This window comes from Bradyrhizobium sp. AUGA SZCCT0283, assembly GCF_018130385.1.
Classification (GTDB): Bacteria; Pseudomonadota; Alphaproteobacteria; order Rhizobiales; family Xanthobacteraceae; genus Bradyrhizobium.
In genome coordinates this window covers 37,680-54,185 of record NZ_JAFCLU010000033.1, presented here as the reverse complement: position 1 = coordinate 54,185, position 16,506 = coordinate 37,680, and the positions used below count along the sequence as shown (strand labels likewise).

Here is a 16,506-nt window from a genome sequence, read left to right as displayed (position 1 = left end):
GCGGCGCGGATGATGCTCAGTTTGCGGCAGCGCCGCAAGAGCAATGGCTGTACAGTGGCGGCCAGTCGCGTTGCTATGCTCTTGGCGGAACGACTGTTTACGCGCTAGTCTCCCGATCAACAAAAAAATGAAAACAGCGCGGGAGGCTCCGATGAGATCGGCGTGGATGACGGGTGCGGTGATTGCCGTCGCAATCGGCAGCGCGACGGTGACGGCCCGCGCGGCGGAAATCAGGTTGGCCGAACAATTCTCGATGGGCTACCTGCAGTTCAACGTCATGAAGCGTGACAGGCTGATCGAGAAATACGCCACGCAACGCGGCCTGAAGGACTTCAAGGTTTCCTGGCAACGTTTCAACGGCCCGGTGGCGATGAACGAGGCGCTGCTGTCGAATTCGACCGACATTGTCAGCGGCGGGGTGCCCGGCCTGATCACGCTGTGGGACAAGACGCAAGGCACCTCGTTCGAGGTCAAGCGCATATGCGCGCTGAGCTCGCAGCCGTTCCTGCTCAACACCGCCAATCCCGACATCAAGTCCATCAAGGATTTCACCGAGCGCGATCGCATCGCAGTTCCCTCGATCAAGGTGTCGGTGCAGGCGGTGCTGTTGCAGATGGCGGCGGCGGCGGCCTATGGCGAAGAAAACTATGCCAGGCTCGATCCGCTGACGGTGTCGATGTCGCCACCGGATGCGACGATTGCACTCTTGAGCGGCGCGGGCGGCGTCAGTTCGGCCTTCAGCGTGCCACCGTTCCAGTTCCAGCAACTGGAGCAGAAGAACATCCACACCGTGCTGTCGTCGTTCGACGTGCTCGGGCCGCACACATTTACGGTGGCGTGGACCTCGGCGCGGTTCCGCAAGGACAACCCCGAACTCTACGCCGCATTCCTCGATGCGGTGCAGGAAGCGACCGCGATCATCGCCGCCGATCCGAAGGGGACTGCGCAAAGCTGGATCAATGATTCCGGCTCGAAGCTGCCGCTCGAGATGGTGACGAAGGTCGTGACCGGCCCCGGTGTCGAATGGACCATGACGCCGGCGGCGACGATGAAATTCGCCAAATTCATGCGCCGGGTCGGCACGACAAAGCACGAGCCAGCGTCATGGAAGGACATGTTCTTTCCGGAGATCGGCGGGCTGAACGGGAGCTGAGATACTACGCCGCGCCGATCAATATCCCGACCGCGAGCACGATGGCGCCGCCGAGCACGATCTGGAACACCGCCTGCAGGAATGGCGTGTCCATGTAGCGCGCGCGGATGAAGGCGATCGCCCATAGTTCGAAAAACACCACGATGCCGGCGATCGCGGTCGCGATCCAGAACGCGTTCGGCCAGCTATCCGGCACCAGATAGGGAATGGTGTGGCCGAGACCGCCGAGCGTCGTCATCAATCCGCAGGTGACGCCGCGCAACCAGGGCGAACCGCGTCCCGTCAGCGAGCCGTCGTCGGACAAGGCTTCGGCAAAACCCATGCTGATGCCGGCGCCGATCGAGGCGGCGAGGCCGACCAGAAACGTCTGCCAGTTCTGATGCGTGGCAAAGGCCGCAGCGAACAATGGCGCCAGTGTCGAGACCGAGCCGTCCATCAATCCCGCGAGGCCCGGTTGGACATATTGCAGCACGAACACGCGCCGGCGCGTCTTGTCCTCTTCGGCGCGCACGTCGGGGCTGAGGATCTTGTCGGTCAGCCTGGCGGCGAGGTTCTCGTGACCTTTTTCCGCTTCGGCGAGATCGCCGAGCAGGCGGCGCACATCGACATCCTGGCTTTGCTCGGCGGCCTTGACGTAGAAGCGCTCGGCCTCGAACTCCATCGTCTCGGCTTCCTTGCGGATGGTGTCGAGCGACAGGTTCCTGGTCAGCCAGACCGGACGCCGGCGCAAAAAGCCTTTGACGTTCTCGCGCCGGATCGGCGGCAGGTGCTTGCCGAAGCGCCGCTCGTACATTTCGAGCAGCATGTGCCGATGGCCTCTTTCCTCCTCGGCCATCTCCTCGAACACCTTGGCCGAGTCCGGATAACGTTCCGCGAGGTCTTCCGCGAAGCTCATGTAAATGCGGCTGTCTTCCTCCTCGGAAGAGATCGCTACAGCCAGCACTTCGCGCTCGGTCAGGTCGGCGAAATTCTTCACGGGACAGCGCCTTTTGCTAGTTTAGAATCATTCTAATGTTGGCCGTCGCCGCGGTCAATTGTTGGGCGTGTCTCGGTTGGCCTTTGTCTACGCGCTTGTCTTCGCCCCTCGCAGGAATTGCACCAGCAGCCAGCTCACCTCGTTAGCCTTCTCCTGCTGCACCCAGTGGCCCGCGCCATCGACGAGATGGCAGCCGATCATGCGCGTGCAGGCCTTCGACTGCATGGCCTCGTACACGCCGGGGCGTTGATAAGTGCCCCAGTCCTGCTTGCCCGAGATGAAAGCAGAGCGCACATCGATGGTGCGGCCCGACCATGTCTGCAGTTCAGGCAGGAACGCGCCCGAGGTGCCGCAGCGATACCATTGCAGGCCGCCCTGGAATCCGGTGCGGGCATATTCGGCGCTGTAGAAGGCAAGCTCGCTGTCGGGCAGCCATTTGTTGGCGGCGATCTCTTCCGGCGGTGGCATTTCCTCCGCCACCGTTGCCGCCATGTCCTTGGCCAGGTCCATGACGTAGTAGGTCGGCAGTTTTGCGATCTCTTCCGCGCTCCAGGATTTAAGCGGATAGGGTTGGTTGGCTTTCCAGTCCGCGCTCTTGTGATGGTAGTAGGCGCGCAGGAAATCATGCACGCCCTGCGGCGCGTCGTGCATGTCGTCGTTTGCCTCGCGCGTCGAATAGTACCATTGGTAGTGCTTTCGCGGGCGCGGCAGCGCCGCCAATTCGCGGTGAATGGGATCATCGACGGGCTTGGCGGGTTCGTGCACCGTGTTGAAGGGCAGCGGCGGCGGGCCGCCGAACGGCGCGCTCATCATGACGACCGATCGAAAGACGTCGGGCCGGATCAGCGCGCACCAGGCCGCGACCGAACTGCCGAAATCATGCCCGATAACGGCGTCGATCTCGCGATAACCGAACGCCGACACCAGACCGAGCGCGTCGCGCACCAGGTTGGTGAGCCGGAACGAAGCGAGGTCGCCATCGTAATCCGGATCCCATCCGGTGGTGCGGCCATAGCCGCGCTGGTCCGGCGCGATCACGTGATAGCCGGCCGCTGCGAGAACCGGCATCACCTTGCGCCAGGAGAAGGCGAGTTCGGGGAAACCGTGCAGCAGCAGCACGCAGGGCCTGCCGCGCGTCTCGAAGCCGGCTTCCAGCACATGCATGCACAGGCCGTTGATGTTGTCGATGGTGCGGGAGCGGATGGAGGAGGGGAGCGGGATCTCGGGGAGGGTGGTCATGGTACTTCCTCGTCATGGCCGGGCAAAAGCGCGAAGCGCGTCTTCACGACAGTGTCCCCGGCCATCCACGTCTTCTTGATGGGCGCGACTGTAAAGACGTGGATGCCCGGGACAAGCCCGGGCATGACGGATCATTGTTCGCGATGTACGTCACCCTCCCCTGGAGGGCCCCTCCAGGGGAGGGTGAAGCAGGGCTACCCCTTCGTCGCCGCCTTCGGCCAATATTTGTCCCGCAGATGCCGCTTCACCAGCTTGCCGGTCGGCGTGCGCGGCAATTCTGCCTCGAAGTCGATGCTCTTCGGGCATTTGATCGGCGACAAATGCTTGCGGCAGAACACGATCAGTTCGGCCTCGAGTTCCTTGCCAGCCTTGGACATGTCGTGCGGCTGCACCACGGCCTTGACCTCTTCGCCCATCTCCTCGTTCGGCACGCCGAACACCGCGACGTCGGAGACGGCGGGATGGGTGATCAGCACGTCCTCGGTCTCTTGCGGGTAGATGTTCACCCCGCCGGAAATGATCATGTAGCTCTTGCGGTCGGTGAGATAGAGAAAACCTTCCGCGTCGAGATAGCCGACGTCGCCGAGCGTAGACCAGCCTTTTTCATTGTAGGCCTTCTTCGTCTTCTCGGGATCGTTGTGGTAGGTGAAGACAGGCGCATCGGCGAAATAGACCGTGCCGATTTCACCCGTCGGCCTTTCCTCGTCGTTCTCGTCGAGAATCTTCACCTTGCCGACGACGGCGCGGCCGACGGTGCCGCGGTGGGTCAACCATTGCTGCGAGGTTGAGACCGTGACGCCGTTGCCTTCGGAGCCGGCGTAATATTCGATCAGGATCGGTCCCCACCACTCGATCATTTTTGCCTTCACATCGACCGGGCAGGGTGCCGCGGCGTGGATCGCGCCCTTCAGCGTCGAGACGTCGTAAGCCGCGCGCACCTCGTCCGGCAGCTTCAGCATGCGCACGAACATGGTCGGCACCAGCTGCGACTGCGTCACCTTGTATTTTTCGACCAGCTTCAGAAATTCCTCGGCGTCGAAATGCTCCATGATGATGGAGGTGCCGCCGAGCGTGATCGCCATCATGTTGAAGCGCAAGGGAGCGGCGTGATAGAGCGGCGCCGGCGACAGATAGATGCTGTCGGACGACATGCCGCACATGTCGGCGCACAGAATTCTGAGAAACGCGTTCGGCACATCGATCGGATTGTTTTCGAAGGCCTTCTTGATGCCCTTGGGCCGGCCGGTGGTGCCCGACGAGTACAGCATGTCGTAGCCAGCGACTTCGTCCGCGATCGGCGTCACCGGCATGGCGATCGCTTCCTTGTCGAAGGAGCGAAAGCCGGGCGCGGGCTCGTCGACCATGAAGAACAGCGGCTCGCCGGGTTCGCCCTTGATCAGGCCTTTGACCTTGTCGGCGCATTGCGGCGTGGTGATGAAGACTTTTGCGCCGCAATCCTTCACGATATAGGCGATCTCTTCCTCGGTGAGGTAGCGGCTGATCGCGGTGTAATAGAGACCTGCGCGCTGCGCCGCCCAGCAGATTTCCATGAAGGCGAGGCGGTTTTCCATCAGAAACGCGATGTGGTCGCCGGCCTTCAGGCCGAGCTTGCGGAACAATTGCGCGCCCTGGTTCGACAGTTCGTCGAGCTCGCGATAGGTGATCGCCTTGCCGGTGCCGGCCATCTGGTAGGCGATCTTGTTCGGTGTGTTGCGGGCGTAGATGGACGGATGGGTCATGGGTGTTTCCTCAATATGAAAATGGCGAGCAGGAAGCGCACCCCCTGCTCGCCAGTCGCCAAACGCTTTTCTTGTTTTTAGAGCCGCTCGACGATCGTCACGTTGGCCATGCCGCCGCCTTCGCACATGGTCTGCAGGCCGTAACGCTTGTTGTTCTGCTTGAGTGCATTGACCAGCGTGGTCATCAGCTTGGTGCCGGAGCCGCCGAGCGGATGGCCGAGCGCGATCGCGCCGCCATTGACGTTGAGCCGTGCTGGATCGGCGCCCGTCGTCTTCAGCCACGCCACCGGCACGGCGGCGAAGGCTTCATTGACCTCGAACAGGTCGATGTCGTTGATCGACATGCCGGCCTTCTCCAGCGCCCGCTTGGTGGCGTGCAGCGGGGCATCCAGCATGATCACGGGGTCGCCGCCCATCATGGTCATGTGGTGGATGCGCGCCAAAGGCTTCACGCCGAGCGACTTCAGGCCGCGCTCATTGACGACCAGCACGCCGGAGGCGCCGTCGCAGATCTGGCTGGCGCTGGCAGCCGTATGCTTGCCGTTCTCGGCGATCAGCTTGACGCCCTTGATGCCGTCGAGGCTGGCGTCGAAGCGGATGCCCTCGTCGATATGGTGGGTGTCGGTCGAGTTGTCGGCGCGGGTGATCTGCAGCGGAACGATTTCGTCCTTGAATTTGCCCGCCTGGGTCGCGGCAATCGCGCGCTGATGGCTCTCATAGGAATAGGTGTCGAGCTGGTCCTTGGAGAGCCCGTACTTCTCCGCCATCATTTCCGCGCCGGTGAACTGGCTGAACACGATATTCGGATATTTCTTCTCGATGCCCGGGCTCTTCGAGACGCCGTAGCCGTTCTTGGCCGGCAAGGACGAAGCCAGGCCCATCGGCACCCGCGTCATCGATTCCACACCGGCGGCGATGACGATGTCCATCGTACCCGACATCACGGCCTGCGCCGCGAAATGCAGCGCCTGCTGCGACGAGCCGCATTGGCGGTCGATCGAGGTCGCGGGCACGCTTTCCGGGAGCTTGGAGGCCAGCACGGCGTTGCGCCCGACATTGCTGGATTGCTCGCCGGTCTGCATCACGCAGCCCATGATGACGTCTTCGATCTGGGCAGGATCGACCTTGGTGCGATCGACCAGCGAATTCAACACGGAAGCGGCGAGATCGGCCGGATGCCAGCCTGCGAGACGTCCCCCCTTGCGGCCGCCCGCGGTACGCGCGGCGGCGACGATATAGGCCTCGGCCATGTCTGTTCTCCCTGACTGTTCTGATGGGTGTTTTGAAAGATGGGCCGGATTTAAGGGGCGCTGCAGGATTTAGTCAATCAATCAATTAACTCTTGAGTGCAGGCGCGGCATGCGCTTATGTGCGGCCCGGATTTCCGGCAGGCAGGAAATGGGATCACCGTTGAATACCAGCGTACCGACCAGGCTTCCGGGCGGTAAAAGCAGCACCGCCGAGAAGCTGCTTGTCGCGGCCAGCGAGCTGATGATCGAGCGCGCTTCGATCGAGGTATCGCTGTCCGACATCGCACAGAAGTCGGGCGTCAACGCAGCCCTGGTGAAATATCATTTCGGCAACAAGGACGGGCTGTTGCTGGCGCTACTGGCGCGCGACGCCGCGACCGAGATGTCGCAGCTGGAATATCTGATCAGCCAGCCTATCTCGCCGACCGCGAAGCTGCGCCTGCATATCGGCGGCATCATCCGCGCCTATCACCAGTCCCCCTATATGAACCGGCTGATCCACTACCTCCTGCACGAGAGCAGCGCGGAGGCCGCCGACGAGGTCTCGAAGTTTTTTGTGGCACCCTTGCTGGAATTTCATCGCCGGCTGCTCGCCGAAGGGGTCAAGGCCGGCGAGTTCCGCAACATCGATCCGGTGCTTTTCTACACCAGCCTGATCGGCGCCTGCGACCACCTGTTCTTCGGCCGCCACGCGATGTCACGCGCCACCGGCGTCGGCCCGGTCACCGACGAGGTCTGCCGCGAATATATCAAGCATATGGAAGCGCTGATCTGCGGCGGAATGTTGAATGGGCGAATGGTGAGTAGCGAATAGCGAATGGATATCCATCCGCTACTCCCTATTCGCCATTCGCCGATCTAGAGAAAAAAACACCCAAGGAAAGGTCCCAAAAATGCAGTTGCAAGACGTAGCCGTTCTCATCACCGGCGGTGGCTCCGGCCTCGGTGCCGCGACCGCTCGCGCCATGGCCGCCAAGGGCGCGAAAATCGGCGTGATCGACCAGAACAAGGAAAATGCCGAGAAGGTCGCCGCCGAGGTGAAGGGCATAGCCCTCCACGCCGACGTGACCGACGAAGAGGCGATCAAGGCGGCGATCGCGAAAGCTGAAGCCGCGCACGGCATCGCGCGCGTGCTGATGAACTGCGCCGGCATCGGCGGATCGCAGCGCACCGTCGGCAAGGACGGCGTCTATCCGCTGGCGAAGTTTGTCCGCATCATCAATGTCAACCTGATCGGCACCTTCAACGTGCTGCGCCTGTTTGCCGAGCGTCTCGCCACTGCGCCGCCGATCGGCGAGGAGCGCGGCGTTGCCATCAACACCGCTTCCGTTGCGGCCTATGAGGGCCAGATTGGCCAGATCGCCTATTCGGCGTCGAAGGGCGGCGTCGTCGGCCTCACGCTGCCGGCGGCACGCGATCTCGCCAGCCTGAAAATCCGCGTCAACACCATCGCGCCCGGCCTGTTCCTGACACCGCTCTTGATGGGCTTGAACGAGGAGGCCCGCAAGAGCCTCGGCGCCCAGGTGCCGCATCCGGCCCGCCTCGGCGATGCCTCCGAGTATGGCGCGCTCGCGGTTCACATCGTCGAGAACCCGATGCTGAACGGCGAGACCATCCGTCTCGACGGCGCTATCCGCATGGCGCCGCGGTAGGTCACGCGCATAACTATCGTCGTCCCCGCGAACGCGGGGACCCATACTCCGCGGCGGTTGTTTGGATCCAGATGGCCGCCGCCGTTTGTAACAACGAAGGCCTGTGGTTATGGGTCCCGACTCGCGCTTCGCTTGGCGGGACGACGATGGATGGGAGATCCGCGTGACTCAACCGCTGCTGATCGAACATCATGACGGGGTCGATTGGGTCACGCTCAATCGTCCGGACAGTCTCAACGCGCTCGATCCCTCGCTGATCGACGCGCTGAACGTCTATTTCGAAGGCCTGCAGCGCAATCGATCCACCCGCGTCGTGGTGCTGAAGGGCGCCGGCGCATCGTTCTGCGCCGGCCTCGATCTCAAACATGCGATGAAGCGTCGCGCCGGGCAGCAGGAGCCGCCCGGCGTGACGGAGTCGCTGGACTCGCAGCGGCGCATTGCCGACATCGTGATGCTGATGCGGCGTTGCCCGCAGCCGATCATTGCGCTGATACAGGGCGCGGCGGCCGGCGGCGGCTTTGCGCTGGCGCTCGCCGCCGACATCCGCATCGCCACCAAATCCGCACGGATGAACTGCGCCTTCATCAAGCTCGGTCTTGGCGGCTGCGACATCGGCACATCCTACTTTCTGCCGCGACTGGTCGGCGTGTCGGTCGCGTCCGAACTGATCCTGACCGGGCGCTTCATCGGCGCCGAGCGTGCGCTTGCCGTTGGCCTTGTGTCCGAAGTCGTCGAGGAAGGCGGCCTTGAGGCTGCGGTCGAGCCTTATGTCGGTGCGATGATGACGGCTTCGCCGGTGGGCTTAAGGCTGTCCAAGGAATGCCTCAACATGAGCGTCGATGCCGGCTCGATCGAGGCCGTGATAGCGATGGAAGACCGCAATCAGGTGTTGTGCAGCCGCTCGGAAGAATTCAACGAAGGCATCAGGGCCTTTCTCGAAAAGCGAAAGCCTGTCTATATCAGGCGATAGAACTTGAAGATCCGCAAAGGACCGAATTCCGGGAGACGCAATATGAGTGGGAGTGCTGCCGCAGTGTTGACCAAGCCGGCCTTTCGCAAGATCGAATGGCTGGCGCGCGACATCGCGGTCGAGCGTCGTCCGGATGGCGTCATCATCCTGAAATCGCGCATCCCGCTGCAGCCTTACGAGAAGCATATTCCGGCGTCGCTGGCGAAATGGGCGAAGCTGGCGCCTGAGCGCATCTGGCTGGCGCAACGCGGCGGCACCGACCGGCAATGGCGAAAGGTCTCCTACGGCGAAGCCAAGCGCATCGTCGACGGGCTGACGCAGGGCCTGCTCAATCTCGGCCTCACTGAGGGCCGTCCCGTTGCAATCCTGTCAGGCAATTCGATCGAGCATGCGCTGATGACGCAGGCCGCGATGCAGGCGCGTCTGCCGGCAGCACCCGTGTCGCCGGCCTATTCGCTGATGAGCCAGGATCATCTCAAGCTCAAATACCTCTTCGACCTGATCAAGCCTGCCGTCGTGATGGTGCAGGACGGGCCGACCTTCGAGAAGGCGTTGAAGGCACTCGATCTCACCGGCGTCACGGTCGTGCATGTCTTGCGCCCCTGCGACGGCATCAAGAGCGTGTCGTTTGCGGATCTTGCCGCAACGCCGGTGACAAGCGCGGTCGAGGACTCGATTGCGAAAATAACGCCTGACACCATCGGCAAGCTGCTGTTCACCTCTGGCTCGACCGGCATGCCCAAGGCCGTCATCAACACGCAGGAGATGATGTGCGCCAACGCGGCGATGATGATGCAGGTGCGGCCGCGCGATCCCAACGGGCCGCTCGCGACCGTGCTGGACTGGATGCCGTGGAATCACACCATGGGCGGCAATGCCGCGTTCCATCCGATCCTGGTCGATGGCGGCACGCTCTATATCGACGACGGCCGGCCGATGCCCGGCCAGTTCGAAGAGACCATCCGTAACCTGCGCGAAGTGTCGCCGACCTATTATGCCAACGTGCCCGCCGGTTACGCGGCGCTGGCGGCTGCGATGGAGAAGGACGACGCGCTGTGCCGCAGCTTCTTCAGGAACCTGAGCATCATGGCCTATGGCGGCGCGCGGCTGCCGGATGATCTCTACGACCGCATGCAGGCGCTGGCGGTGAAGACCACTGGCGAGCGCATCGTATTCTACACCGGCTGGGGCTCGACCGAGACCGCGCCGACGTCGACCGGCACCTATTGGGACACTGAGCGCGTCGGCCTGATCGGCCTGCCGTTCCCCGGCGTCGAACTGAAGCTCGTTCCCTGCGGCGCGAAATACGAGCTGCGCCTGCGCGGCGTCAACGTTACGCCCGGCTATTTCGGCCAGCCCGATCTGACCAGGAAGATGTTCGACGAGGAAGGCTTCTACTGCATCGGCGATGCCGGCGTGTTCGTCGATGACAACGATCCCCTGCAGGGCATCATCTTCGCCGGCCGCGTGGTCGAGGACTTCAAGCTCACGACCGGCACCTTCGTCCATGTCGGCTCGCTGCGCACGGATGCGATCGCGGCCGCGACGCCTGTTGTGCATGACGCGCTGGTCGCCGGACAGGACCGGGAATTCATCGGGCTATTGGCCTGGCCCAATCTGCACGCCTGCCGGCAGATAACAGGCAATCCCGATGCGACGTTTGAAGATGTCGTTCGGCATCCCGAAGTGATCGCCTGCCTGAAGCGCGGGCTGGAAGCGCATAACGCGTCCGCCACCGGCAGCAGCATGCGGATTGCGCGGGCCATGCTGATGGCCGAGCCGCCCTCGATCGACGGCAACGAACTCACCGACAAGGGCTACATCAACCAGCGCGCCGGCCTCGAACGCCGCGCCGCGCTGGTGGAGAAGCTTTACGCCGGGAAGCCTGGAGGCGACGTAATCATTCTGAACTGACCGTAGGATGGGTGGAGCGCAGCGAAACCCATCTCTCACAACCAAACCATCGATGGGTATCGCTTCGCTCCACCCGTCCTACAGAGCCATCACCAACGCGAGTAACACGCCATGAACTTCGATTTCTCCGACGAACAAAAACAGATGCGCGACGAGGCGAGGAAGTTTCTCGCCGAAAAGTGCCCGCCGAAGGCGGTGCGCGAGGTGCTCGACGGCAAGGCTCCGTATGACAAGGCGCTGTGGAAGGGGCTCGCCGAGATGGGTTTCCTCGGCGTCGCAATCCCCGAAGCCTTCGGCGGCGCGGGCGCCGGCCATCTCGAACTCTGCGTGATCGCGGAAGAAATGGGCCGCGCGAATGCGCCGGTGCCGTTCTCCTCTACCGTCTACCTCGCGGCCGAAGCGCTGCTGCTGGCAGGCTCCGACGCGCAGAAGCAGAAATGGCTGCCGAAGATCGCGAGCGGCGAGGCGATCGGCACGCTGGCGCTGTTCGAGAGCAAGGGCAATCCGTCGCCGAAGGCGATCAAGCTGCAGGCCTCCGGCGGCACGCTCAGTGGCGTGAAGAAGCCGGTGCCGGATGGCGCTATTGCTGATTTCGCGGTGGTTGCCGCGCGCACCGGTTCGACGGGACGGGATTCCGATATCTCGCTGTTCCTGGTCGACCTGAAGGCCGGCGGCATCGAAGCGAAGTCGCTGACCAATGTCGACCCGACAAGGGGACAGGCCGAACTCACCTTCAAGAATGCCAAGGCCGAGCCGCTGGGAGCGGCCGGTGACGGCTGGAGCATTTTGACCCGGGTGCTCGACCGCGCCGCCGTCCTGCTCGCGTTCGAACAGGTCGGCGGCTCCGATCGCGCGCTCGAAATGGGCCGCGACTATGCGCTCGACCGTATCGCCTTCGGCCGGCCGATCGGCTCGTTCCAGGCGGTGAAGCACATCCTCGCCGACATGTATGTCTCGGCGACGCTGGCGCGTTCGAATTGTTACTACGGCGCCTGGGCGCTCTCGACCAATGCGTCGGAGTTGCCGGAAGCGGCGGCGGCTGCGCGCATCAGCGCGACGCAGGCGTTCCAGCACTGCTCCAAGAACAACATCCAGGTGCATGGCGGCATGGGTTTCACCTGGGAGTTCGACTGCCACATGTACTACCGCCGCGCCAACGCCACCGCGCTGACGCTCGGCAGCCTGTCGTACTGGGAAGATCAGTTGATCGACCGCATGCGCAAGAAGAACGCGGCGTAACGTTGGATCGTAGGGTGGGTTAGCGAAGCGTAACCCACCATCGGCCAGCAAGGATGCTCGACAAGAATGGTGGGTTACGCCTTCGGCTAACCCACCCTACACAGACAGCGAGAAGCGCCATGAACTTCGATGACACCCCGCAGGAAGCCGCGTTCCGCGCCGAAGCCAAGGCGTGGATTTCCGCCAACGCGCCGAAGCAGTACGAGGAAGAGCTTCGTAAATCCTCGCTCGGCCGTACCGCGCTCACGGGCGCCAACATTCTCGAGGTCGCAAAGGCCTGGCAGAAGAAGAAGGCCGATGCCGGCTGGGCCTGCCTGCACTGGCCCAAGGAGTATGGCGGCCGCGGCGCCTCGCCGATCGAGCGCGTGATCTGGCAGCAGGAAGAGGGGCCGTTCGGCAAGCTCAGCGGCATGTTCATCATCGGCCACGGCATGTGCGGCCCGACCATGATGGCGTTCGCCGGCGAAGAGCAGAAACGCAAATATCTGCCGCCGCTGGCGTCGGGCGAGAAGGTCTGGTGTCAATTATTCTCCGAACCCGCCGGCGGTTCCGACGTTGCGGGCCTGCGCACCCGCGCCGAGAAGAAGGGCGGCGACTGGATCATCAACGGCCAGAAGATCTGGACCTCGGGCGCCCACTATTCGGATTACGGCATCCTGCTGACGCGAACCGATCCGACCGTGCCGAAGCACAAGGGCCTCACCATGTTCTTCCTGGACATGAAGAGCCCGGGCGTCGAGGTGCGACCGATCAAGCAGGCCAGCGGCCAGTCTGATTTCAACGAGGTCTACTTTACAGATGTCGTGATCCCGGATTCGCAGCGGTTAGGGGCCGTCAATGACGGCTGGAACGTCTCGCTGACCACGCTGATGAACGAGCGCATGTCGATCGGCGCGGGCGTCTCGACCGGCTTCCCCGAACTGTTCGACTTCTGCAACAGCCTGATGCTGGACGATGGGCCTGCGATCGAGGACCGCAGCGTTCGTTCGAAGCTTGCGAACTATGCGGTGAAGGCCAGCGGCCTCCGATACACCAGCATGCGCGCGATCTCGGCGCTGTCGAAAGGCGAGCGTCCGGGGCCGGAGAATTCGATCGGCAAATTGGTCGCGGGATCGATGGTCCAGGAAGTCGCGATGTATGCGCTCGACCTGCAGGGCGCCGCCGGCGTGCTGAGCGGGCCTGAAGACGCCGAGGTCGCCGGCAAATTCCAGGCGATGCTGCTGCGTGCGCCGGGCACCCGCGTCGAGGGCGGTACCGACGAGATCATGCGCAACATCATTGCCGAGCGCGTGCTTGGTTTGCCGGGTGATATCAGGGTCGACAAGGACGTGCCGTTCAACAAGATCCCGACAAAGGGTCGGGCGTAAAAGAATCGTAGGGTGGGTTAGCGAAGCGTAACCCACCATTGCCCAGCAACGAAGCTCGATAGAACTGGTGGGTTACGCCTTCGGCTAACCCACCCTACGCAGAAAAAGAGGTCCGCCATGAACTTCGACGATACGCCACAGGAAGCCGAATTTCGGGCCACCGCCCGCAAATGGATCGACGCCAACGCGCCGAAGCAATATGAGGCGGAGCTGTCAAAATCCTCGCTCGGCCGCATCCGGCTGGAAAAGGAAGAGATCGTCGATGTCGGCAAGGCCTGGCAGAAGAAGAAGGCGGAAGGCGGCTGGGCCTGCCTGCACTGGCCGAAGGAATATGGCGGCCGCGGCGCCACCCCGATCGAGAAGGTGATCTGGCAGCAGGAAGAGGGCGTCTACGGCAAGCTGACGCAACCGTTCCAGATCGGCGAGGGCATGTGCGGCCCGACGGTGATGGCGTTCGGCAGCGAAGAGCACAAGCGCCACTATCTGCCGAAGCTCGCCTCCGGCGAACACATCTGGTGCCAGCTGTTCTCCGAGCCGGCCGGCGGCTCCGACGTGGCGGGCTTGCGGACGCGCGCGGAGAAGAAGGGCGACGACTGGGTCGTCAACGGCCAGAAGATCTGGACCTCGGGCGCGCACTATTCCGACTACGGCCTTCTGATCACCCGCACCGATCCCAATGTGCCCAAGCACAAGGGCCTGACGATGTTCTTCCTCGACATGAAGAGCAAGGGCGTCGAGGTGCGGCCGATCAAGCAGGCCAACGGCATGCAGGAGTTCAACGAGGTCTATTTCACCGATGTGGTGGTTCCCGACCATCAGCGTCTCGGCGCGGTCGGCGACGGCTGGAACGTGTCGCTGACCACGCTGATGAACGAGCGAATGTCGATCGGTTCGCGGCTCGCGACTGGTTTCCCCGAAATGTTCGAGTTCTGCTCGAACCTGATGACGGACGATGGCCTTGCAATCGATGATCCCGCCACGCGTTCGAAGCTTGCGAGCTGGGCGGTGAAGGCGAGCGGCCTGAAATACACCAGCTACCGCGCGATTTCGTCGCTCTCCAAGGGCGAGCGTCCGGGCCCCGAGAATTCCATCGGCAAGCTGGTCTCCGGCTCGATGCTGCAGGATATCGCGACTTACGCGATGGATCTGCAGGGTGCGGCCGGTGCGCTGACCGGCGCGGCCGAGCAGGAAGCGAGCGGCCAGTTCCAGCAGATGCTGCTGTCCTCGCCCTCGATGCGCATCGCCGGCGGTACGGATGAAATCCTGCGCAACATCATCGCCGAACGCGTGCTCGGCCTGCCCGGCGATATCCGCGTCGACAAGGACGTGCCGTTCAACAAGATCCCGACCAAGGGGCGATGACCATGGACGCCAAGGCACCAACGGCTCGCTTTACGACCGCAGATCGCATCGGCGTGCTCGAAGAGCTGCTGAACGAGCGCTACTCCGTGCGCGCGTTCCTGCCGCAGGAAGTGCCGCGCGAGACCATCGAGCACATTCTTAACGTGGCGCAACGCACGGCATCATGGTGCAACAGCCAGCCTTGGCAGGTGTTGATCGCAAGCGGAGAGGCCAAGGAAAGATTTCGCAAGGCAATCTATGCCGAGGCCGCGTCCGGCGCCAAGGACGACCATGATTTCACGCCGCCGCGCGAATATCTCGGCGTCTATCTCGAACGCCGCCGCGAGAGCGGCTTTCAGCTCTACAACACGCTCGGCATCGTCAGAGGCGACAAGATGGCGTATGCGAAACAGGCGCTGGAGAATTACAATTTCTTCGGCGCGCCGCATGTCGCTGTTATCCACACCGATGAGCCGCTCGGCATCTACGGCGCGGTCGATTGCGGCGCCTATGTCTCCAATTTCATGCAGGCCGCCCAGGCGCTCGGCCTCGGTACCATTCCGCAAGCCGCTCTCGCCCGGCATTCCGGGCTGATCCGTCGCCACTTCAGGCTCGGCGACGATCGCAAGGTAGTCTGCGGCATTTCGTTCGGCTATGCCGACCACGCCCACAAGGTGAACAGCTACCGCACCTCGCGGGCGAGCGTCGCCGATACCGTGACGTTCATCGACTAGAGCGTTTTCGAGCGAAGTGGATACCGGTTCGCGTGGAGAAAACGCGTCAAAACAAAAAATCTGGAGTCCGGTTCTGGTAATCAGAACCGGACTCCAGACAACAAAAGCGCTCCAGAACCGTGGAGCGTCAGGGCGTATTCAGCGTACGGCTTCAATTCAACAGGCCGTCCTGTCCCGTTCAAGTTTAGCATGGACTTGGGCTCATCTGCTGCGGAACGTGCTTCAGAAGTCCGTAAAATACGCTATTCTGATGCGGCATGGCCGGGCAGCCGCGGGCTTGACCCGGGCATCCATCGGCTTCAAAGCAGGCTGCCATCTTTTCGATGGATTGCAGGGTCATCCCCGATCAGGTCGGGGACAGGCGCCCGGCGATGACGAGATGGAAAAACGGAAGGCCTCCAATGAAATTTGGACCCGCAAAGCACTTCATCGCGCTCCTGCTGGCAGCCCCATTGCTCACCGGTTGCCTCGAACGCGGCCAGCCGACCATGGTCGACACCAGCGCCGACGATGACGCATTCTGCCGCGCCAACAATGTCGCCGTGGGCTCAAACGAATATGTCAACTGCCGCAAGAACCGCGACGTGCAGCGCGGCAATGCCAATGCCCGCACCGACCGTGCCCAACGCAATCTCGCCGAGCAGATGCTGAACAATCCGGTCAGGCCCTAACCAGGAGGCCCTCATGAACGAAGACGTCTTCAATGCCAGCCTGCGCAAGTTTCTGAAGAAAGTCGGCATCACCTCGCAGCGCGAAATCGAAAAGGCCGTGCGCGACGCCGTCGAGGCCGGCAAGCTCAAGGGCAATGAGAAGCTGCCGGCGAAGATGGTGCTGACCATCGGTGGTGTCAGCCTCTCGCATGAGATTACCGACGAGATCGAACTGGGCTAGTTCAACCGTCATCACCCGCGAAGGCGGGTGATCCAGTATGC

The 16,506-nt window shown here is 62.7% G+C and carries 15 protein-coding genes; 11 read left to right on the top strand and 4 right to left on the bottom strand.

Annotated features, from left to right (window positions below):
• The first annotated feature begins 151 nt into the window (after positions 1 to 151).
• Positions 152 to 1,153 carry an ABC transporter substrate-binding protein gene (locus tag JQ624_RS31395; protein ID WP_212422778.1) on the top strand — a complete coding sequence of 334 codons (1,002 nt, stop codon included), beginning with the start codon at positions 152 to 154 and terminating at the stop codon, positions 1,151 to 1,153.
• Positions 1,154 to 1,157: 4 nt separating this feature from the next.
• Here JQ624_RS31395 and mbfA read toward each other — a convergent pair whose 3' ends face one another.
• The 4 genes from mbfA to JQ624_RS31375 form a co-directional block, all read right to left on the bottom strand.
• Positions 1,158 to 2,129, bottom strand: a complete 972-nt coding sequence (mbfA, locus tag JQ624_RS31390; RefSeq protein ID WP_212422777.1) for an iron exporter MbfA — start codon at positions 2,127 to 2,129, stop codon at positions 1,158 to 1,160.
• 87 nt (positions 2,130 to 2,216) lie between these two features.
• A complete protein-coding gene (locus tag JQ624_RS31385; protein ID WP_212422776.1) occupies positions 2,217 to 3,368 on the bottom strand; it encodes an alpha/beta hydrolase family protein in 1,152 nt (383 codons plus the stop codon).
• A 194-nt stretch (positions 3,369 to 3,562) separates the two neighbouring features.
• Positions 3,563 to 5,107, bottom strand: coding sequence for an acyl-CoA synthetase (locus tag JQ624_RS31380; RefSeq protein WP_212422775.1), 1,545 nt, complete (start codon positions 5,105 to 5,107; stop codon positions 3,563 to 3,565).
• 77 nt (positions 5,108 to 5,184) lie between these two features.
• Positions 5,185 to 6,357, bottom strand: a complete 1,173-nt coding sequence (locus tag JQ624_RS31375) for an acetyl-CoA C-acetyltransferase (protein ID WP_212422774.1) — start codon at positions 6,355 to 6,357, stop codon at positions 5,185 to 5,187.
• A gap of 148 nt (positions 6,358 to 6,505) precedes the next feature.
• Here JQ624_RS31375 and JQ624_RS31370 point away from each other — a divergent pair, with 148 nt between their 5' ends.
• From JQ624_RS31370 to JQ624_RS31325, 10 genes are all read left to right on the top strand, one after another.
• Positions 6,506 to 7,171 carry a TetR family transcriptional regulator gene (locus tag JQ624_RS31370; RefSeq protein WP_249130207.1) on the top strand — a complete coding sequence of 222 codons (666 nt, stop codon included), beginning with the start codon at positions 6,506 to 6,508 and terminating at the stop codon, positions 7,169 to 7,171.
• A gap of 79 nt (positions 7,172 to 7,250) precedes the next feature.
• Positions 7,251 to 8,009: an SDR family NAD(P)-dependent oxidoreductase gene (locus tag JQ624_RS31365; RefSeq protein WP_212422772.1), complete on the top strand. Its 759-nt coding sequence runs from the start codon at positions 7,251 to 7,253 to the stop codon at positions 8,007 to 8,009.
• Positions 8,010 to 8,172: 163 nt separating this feature from the next.
• Positions 8,173 to 8,979, top strand: a complete 807-nt coding sequence (locus JQ624_RS31360) for an enoyl-CoA hydratase/isomerase family protein (RefSeq protein WP_212422771.1) — start codon at positions 8,173 to 8,175, stop codon at positions 8,977 to 8,979.
• A 42-nt stretch (positions 8,980 to 9,021) separates the two neighbouring features.
• The gene (locus tag JQ624_RS31355) at positions 9,022 to 10,893 is read left to right on the top strand and encodes an AMP-binding protein (RefSeq protein WP_212422770.1); all 1,872 of its coding nucleotides are present in this window, start codon (positions 9,022 to 9,024) and stop codon (positions 10,891 to 10,893) included.
• 111 nt (positions 10,894 to 11,004) lie between these two features.
• Positions 11,005 to 12,132: an acyl-CoA dehydrogenase family protein gene (locus tag JQ624_RS31350; RefSeq protein ID WP_212422769.1), complete on the top strand. Its 1,128-nt coding sequence runs from the start codon at positions 11,005 to 11,007 to the stop codon at positions 12,130 to 12,132.
• 119 nt (positions 12,133 to 12,251) lie between these two features.
• The gene (locus JQ624_RS31345; RefSeq protein WP_212422768.1) at positions 12,252 to 13,499 is read left to right on the top strand and encodes an acyl-CoA dehydrogenase; all 1,248 of its coding nucleotides are present in this window, start codon (positions 12,252 to 12,254) and stop codon (positions 13,497 to 13,499) included.
• Between the two features lie 117 nt (positions 13,500 to 13,616).
• Positions 13,617 to 14,861, top strand: a complete 1,245-nt coding sequence (locus JQ624_RS31340; protein WP_212422767.1) for an acyl-CoA dehydrogenase — start codon at positions 13,617 to 13,619, stop codon at positions 14,859 to 14,861.
• 2 nt (positions 14,862 to 14,863) lie between these two features.
• On the top strand, positions 14,864 to 15,574 hold the full coding sequence (locus JQ624_RS31335) for a nitroreductase (RefSeq protein ID WP_249130205.1): 711 nt from the start codon (positions 14,864 to 14,866) through the stop codon (positions 15,572 to 15,574).
• Between the two features lie 401 nt (positions 15,575 to 15,975).
• Positions 15,976 to 16,245 (top strand): hypothetical protein, encoded by a 270-nt coding sequence (locus JQ624_RS31330; protein ID WP_212422765.1) that lies wholly within the window; start codon positions 15,976 to 15,978, stop codon positions 16,243 to 16,245.
• Positions 16,246 to 16,258: 13 nt separating this feature from the next.
• Positions 16,259 to 16,465 (top strand): DUF6494 family protein, encoded by a 207-nt coding sequence (locus tag JQ624_RS31325; RefSeq protein ID WP_212422764.1) that lies wholly within the window; start codon positions 16,259 to 16,261, stop codon positions 16,463 to 16,465.
• Positions 16,466 to 16,506 lie beyond the last annotated feature (41 nt).

Bases quoted from the DNA above. Each gene is read 5' to 3' on its own strand.
- JQ624_RS31395 (WP_212422778.1), top strand. From the start codon at position 152: ATGAGATCGGCGTGGATGACGGGTGCGGTGATTGCCGTCGCAATCGGC.
- JQ624_RS31385 (WP_212422776.1), bottom strand. From the start codon at position 3,368: ATGACCACCCTCCCCGAGATCCCGCTCCCCTCCTCCATCCGCTCCCGC.
- JQ624_RS31380 (WP_212422775.1), bottom strand. From the start codon at position 5,107: ATGACCCATCCGTCCATCTACGCCCGCAACACACCGAACAAGATCGCC.
- JQ624_RS31375 (WP_212422774.1), bottom strand. From the start codon at position 6,357: ATGGCCGAGGCCTATATCGTCGCCGCCGCGCGTACCGCGGGCGGCCGC.
- JQ624_RS31370 (WP_249130207.1), top strand. From the start codon at position 6,506: ATGGGATCACCGTTGAATACCAGCGTACCGACCAGGCTTCCGGGCGGT.
- JQ624_RS31365 (WP_212422772.1), top strand. From the start codon at position 7,251: ATGCAGTTGCAAGACGTAGCCGTTCTCATCACCGGCGGTGGCTCCGGC.
- JQ624_RS31355 (WP_212422770.1), top strand. From the start codon at position 9,022: ATGAGTGGGAGTGCTGCCGCAGTGTTGACCAAGCCGGCCTTTCGCAAG.
- JQ624_RS31350 (WP_212422769.1), top strand. From the start codon at position 11,005: ATGAACTTCGATTTCTCCGACGAACAAAAACAGATGCGCGACGAGGCG.
- JQ624_RS31345 (WP_212422768.1), top strand. From the start codon at position 12,252: ATGAACTTCGATGACACCCCGCAGGAAGCCGCGTTCCGCGCCGAAGCC.
- JQ624_RS31340 (WP_212422767.1), top strand. From the start codon at position 13,617: ATGAACTTCGACGATACGCCACAGGAAGCCGAATTTCGGGCCACCGCC.
- JQ624_RS31335 (WP_249130205.1), top strand. From the start codon at position 14,864: ATGGACGCCAAGGCACCAACGGCTCGCTTTACGACCGCAGATCGCATC.
- JQ624_RS31330 (WP_212422765.1), top strand. From the start codon at position 15,976: ATGAAATTTGGACCCGCAAAGCACTTCATCGCGCTCCTGCTGGCAGCC.
- JQ624_RS31325 (WP_212422764.1), top strand. From the start codon at position 16,259: ATGAACGAAGACGTCTTCAATGCCAGCCTGCGCAAGTTTCTGAAGAAA.